Raw genomic sequence first — 4,379 nt, 5'->3', positions numbered from 1 at the left:
TCGCCTCCAGCTTCCGGCGCTTGGCGAGCTCGTCGCGGTCTTGGGGTCTCAACGGGTTCTCCTTCCAGCGAACCCAATCCATACCAGCCCTGCATTCGGGGGAAAATTCAACCAGATGGCCTATGCTGCGGCGCACCCATGCACGTGAAATGCGCAAGCTACGATCGCATAAGCCGCAGTATGAAACGCGATTTTGCGTATTCGAAGAGTGTTCCCGCGGACTTATGGAACGCCACGCCGGCTATTCAGTATATCAGGATCCGGCTAGCGCCTCGGCCCGGCCGTGAATACTGGCGGCAACTTTCCCTCGACAAGCGCAAATCCGCCTCGGTTCAAACCGACACTAGAGCCGCTTGCCGACCCTTGTACCCTTGGCAACTTTCCGTTCACTCCTCCCTTGCATCCTGCTCCCTCCTGGTCTCCGGCGAGGGAGCTTTCTCAGATGCAGATCTCTTGGCACGAAGTGAACCGAACGGAGAGAAGGGGTCCCCATTTCGTCGCAAGATTGGGGATTGACGTTTTTATCACGGAGAGTGCCATCGCAAGATGGAAAGCCGATCCGGAGTGTCATCATAGGATCATCCCGATCTCGACTACCTTCGGAAAGATCTATGGTCTCGGGGCTTGCGAGCCATCACAGAAAGACCAGGGCTGAACCGCCGGTCCGATCGAGTGAGAGGAGAAGCCGGGAACTGAGCTTTCCCGGCCCCTCCCGCCTGGTCCCGACCATCAGTCAGGAACCGCCGCATCTCCAGGCTGGCAAATGATAGCTGGCTCTGCATGGTCCTACATCAGGATCGTTCGCCTGCCGCAGCGGAAGGAGATCGGATGAGGACAGCCGCTCAACGGATTAACAGTCCGCTGCGCTAGGGGTACGCAATGGACTACAAATCCTTGCACCCTGGGTTGCGAAGGGGCGGACTGTAAATCCGCTGGCTAGGCTCCATTGGTGAAGAAGGGATAAGGGGCAAGGGTCATCGTTGGTCGTGGCTTGCGGATTCCGGAGGGGCTGGTGGTCGGGGAGGATCCTAATTGGGACGAGCAGCGCTTCCAGCGCACCGAGAGTGGCATCTGCCTAATCACGCAGACCATGCTTGACCGGCTTGAACAACAGGTCTCCTGAGGAGGAGGCCTGGTCTGGTGAAAGACTGCTTTACACGAGCGAACCTGGACCTGCCAGTTGGACTGGCTCTGCCGGGTTGATCGCCGAAATGGCATGCTTGTAGATGATTTGGGAGCGACCATCTCTCACAAGCTCGACCGTGAAGTTGTCAAACCGCCTGATCCGGCCCAGCAGCCTGATCCCGTTCACAAGGAACATCATTACCTCTATCCGGCTGTCACGAAGATGATCGAGGAACATGTCCTGGATCAACGGGGTCCTTTGCGCAGTCACGGTGGAACCCCTTTCTAGCGTCATCGCAGGGACGCTCCTTCGTAGCGCTCAGTGGCACCAATACAGTCGCAGGCAAGTTGATCGGCACTGCTCACACCGCGTGATGGGGCATACGGATTGCGGGAAACCGCTCCACCTCAACAACTCTTGCTGCTTGGGGCAACTCCCGTTCAGCATGATCTCGTATCGGTCGTGCTGTCTCGTGAAGGCGAACGCTGAGTTGTTCGATCTCGGATGCCGGCATGGGCGGTCCGTGCGTGGTGATCATCTCTGCGAGGTCTTCCGGAAGTGCGTCCACTTGCTCTTGAAGGAGGAGAAGGGCTGCACGAATGATACTCAACTCTCGTTCGTCAACGACAAGGGCGAGCTTCGTCATGGGGTAGGGCTGACCTCTGAGCTTACCCTTTTCAAGGTACTGGTGGATGCGGCGGAAACAAGGCACCGGCTTTGAAAAGCATTCCCAACAGAGTGACTGGTCACGTCACGCCACAAAGCCAAGTAAGCTCTAGGGCATAAACCTCAGGATGGCGTGTTCGCCTCGGTTTACGAGAGTGCGGGTCACCTCCCAATGCAGCCCAGCTGCCGCGCAAGGGCAGAGCAGCCGGGCGGAAGGACATATGTCCGGCTATCACCAAGCTGTTGTCCGGCTGCTGGCATGACTATCGATTGCCGATTGCGGCGCTCTGCCAACCATTAACCTGCACCTGCCTGAGGCGGTAACGAACTCTCTTTCCCTGCCCATCGTCACACCGTAACCTGACAAGCAGCTGGCGCGACCAGCGGCACCCGTTGTGGAAGGCTGATATGTGATGAGCACCGCCCGCGTCTTTCTGCTTGCCCCCTCCCTGGCTCGGCTGATCGAGAAGGAGGGGGAAGGCCGCCCTGTCCGGCAGGGCTACTTCCCGGATCGACCGGATCGGGGCACCCACGTGCAGCTGGGGGAGGAGACAGGTCGGCTTGTCCTGGTCTCCAATCATCCGAATGGCCCTGTCGAGGACGCCACGAGCATTCCTCGCTCCCAGGCCGAGGCTCTGCTTGAGCTCGCCGCCGGACAGGTGGAGTACCTGGAGGTCAGCCTCGACATCGGCTCCCAAACAGCCATGCTCCTTCGCATCCTCACGCCAGGATCGCTGGATCTGCTCACCGTCCCAGTTGAGCACGGCAAACAGGCCCGCAAGTTTCAGCCGCTGGCCTGGTTTGGCCCCGAGGTTACGGGAGACCCTGCTTACCAGAGCCGAACCATGGCTCTGAACGGAATGCCGCCAGCACCTGATGTGGAGATCACAGACGCGGCGCTCAACAGCCTGCTCGATGTCCTAGAGGGCCGCTTTGGAGCCCATCAGCCGCAAGCCGCGGCTCCTCAGCCTGCTGCTCCTTCGAAACCGGCTGAAGCTGAGGCTGAAGCGGAAAACGAGGATGATCAGGATGATCTTGAGATCGAGGACAGCGTCATTCGCGAACTCGCCCGTTCCTTGAGCCCGCGCCAGCGCTGATACGCCTGACGAACGCTCAATGCCCTTGCGGGTCAGGCGGTCCTGATCAGGCCGTCTTCAGATCCACGGCCGATTCTTTGCCGGAGCGGCGGTCCGCCTCAACCTCATAGGAGATCTTCTGGATCTGTCGCAAACTTTTTGTTTCAGAGTTTCGGCTACTCCTCCCTGGGTTCGGGGGCGGAGGACGCAGTGTTCAAGGGCAGGCAATTCGATAAATCCGTGATCCTGCTCTGCGTCCGGTGGTATTTGGCTTACAATCTCAGCCTACGCGATCTTGAGGAGATGATGGCCGAGCGGGGCATCTACGTTGACCATGCGGCGGTGCATCGATGGGTAGTTCGCTACTCCTCCGAGTTGCTGGAGCGGTTCAATCGCCGCAAGCGAGCGGTCACTGGCAGGTGGCATATCGACGAAACGTACATCAAGGTCCGTAGACGGTGGATGTATCTCTACCGCGCGATCGATAGCAACGGTGACACGGTCGAGTTCTAATTCAGCGAACGGCGCAATCTGGCTGCTGCCAAACGGTTCCTGAGCAAGGCTCTCAAGCGGCACGGCCGCCCCGAGAGGATCGTGATCGACGGCAGTCAGACGAACCGGGAGGCCATTCTCACCTGTGACGCGACCAACCGGCTCCAGGACGGATCGGGGTGCATGTTGAAACCGATCAGGATCAGGCAGAGCCAATATCTCAATAACCGCATTGAGCAGGATCACCGCGCCATCAAACGCCGCGTGCGTCCGATGCTCGGCTTCAAGTCCGCTGACAGTGCCCGCGTGATCCTGGGTGGCATCGAGTTGATCCATATGATGCGTAAACAGCAGGCGAAATATGCCTGCAATCAGCAGCTATCGCTAGCCGAGCAGTTTCACCTGCTCGCCGCATGAGGGCGGCACGATGCACCTGCTGTTTTCTCGTCCCTGTTTCAGAGTTGCGGCAGAACCCTTTCCGGAAGTACAGCGAACTTCTGCAAAGGCGCGACAAGCGGACCTTCATTTGGTTCACCTAACGTTACCCTTTGACCCTCAGCGGACCTTTCATGTGTTTTTGCGAAAGGCTCCGCCAGCGGCGGCATTTCAATCCCGCAGGGGCGACAGCGCTGCGGTCTTCGCGTCCGAATATCCCGTCGGGTTCGTCCAAGCGGATCGCCAGGGTCTCAGGTGCACAGACATTCATGAGCTACACTCATAGCCCTTTGCGGAATTCTCCAGCTATTCACTACGGCGCACAGGTTTAGAGTAAGAGCCCTCGAGACCGCCAGCTAGCGGAGACGAAACTGTTCCAACAGTGGTTCGGCAGTGAGAAGGAACACCACCGTGTCCTAGGATTGCCGAGGCGCCAGAGGCCCTTTGCCGGACATCCAGAATGGAACCTCCCATCTCAATTAGTCGGGACCTCGCAACTGTTTGGGTTTGCCGGAGTTCTCATAATCACCAGACGGACAGGAACCATGAAACAGCTCAGCTTTACTGCTGTCATCGCTTCCGGC

Annotated in this window: 3 protein-coding genes and 2 pseudogenes; 3 read left to right on the top strand and 2 right to left on the bottom strand. The window is 58.6% G+C overall.

What is annotated here, in order from left to right; all coding sequences use genetic code 11:
• Positions 1-973 precede the first annotated feature (973 nt).
• A pseudogene (locus AC0QTX_RS27140) lies at positions 974-1,123 on the top strand (GlgC family sugar phosphate nucleotidyltransferase); the annotation flags it as partial.
• A gap of 30 nt (positions 1,124-1,153) precedes the next feature.
• Here AC0QTX_RS27140 and hfq read toward each other — a convergent pair.
• Together hfq and AC0QTX_RS27130 are read right to left on the bottom strand one after the other, a co-directional pair.
• A complete protein-coding gene (gene hfq / locus AC0QTX_RS27135) occupies positions 1,154-1,363 on the bottom strand; it encodes an RNA chaperone Hfq (protein ID WP_474606897.1) in 210 nt (69 codons plus the stop codon).
• A gap of 124 nt (positions 1,364-1,487) precedes the next feature.
• The gene (locus AC0QTX_RS27130; protein WP_474606896.1) at positions 1,488-1,772 is read right to left on the bottom strand and encodes a hypothetical protein; all 285 of its coding nucleotides are present in this window, start codon (positions 1,770-1,772) and stop codon (positions 1,488-1,490) included.
• 433 nt (positions 1,773-2,205) lie between these two features.
• Between AC0QTX_RS27130 and AC0QTX_RS27125 the strand changes: the two genes are divergently transcribed.
• Positions 2,206-2,889: a CYTH domain-containing protein gene (locus AC0QTX_RS27125; protein WP_474606895.1), complete on the top strand. Its 684-nt coding sequence runs from the start codon at positions 2,206-2,208 to the stop codon at positions 2,887-2,889.
• Positions 2,890-3,078: 189 nt separating this feature from the next.
• A pseudogene (locus tag AC0QTX_RS27120) lies at positions 3,079-3,777 on the top strand (IS6 family transposase).
• Positions 3,778-4,379: the final 602 nt, after the last annotated feature.

It is taken from the genome of Microvirga sp. jy35, from assembly GCF_056148915.1.
The sequence above is the reverse complement of the archived record's forward strand: the minus strand, read 5'-3'. Positions and strand labels throughout refer to the sequence as shown.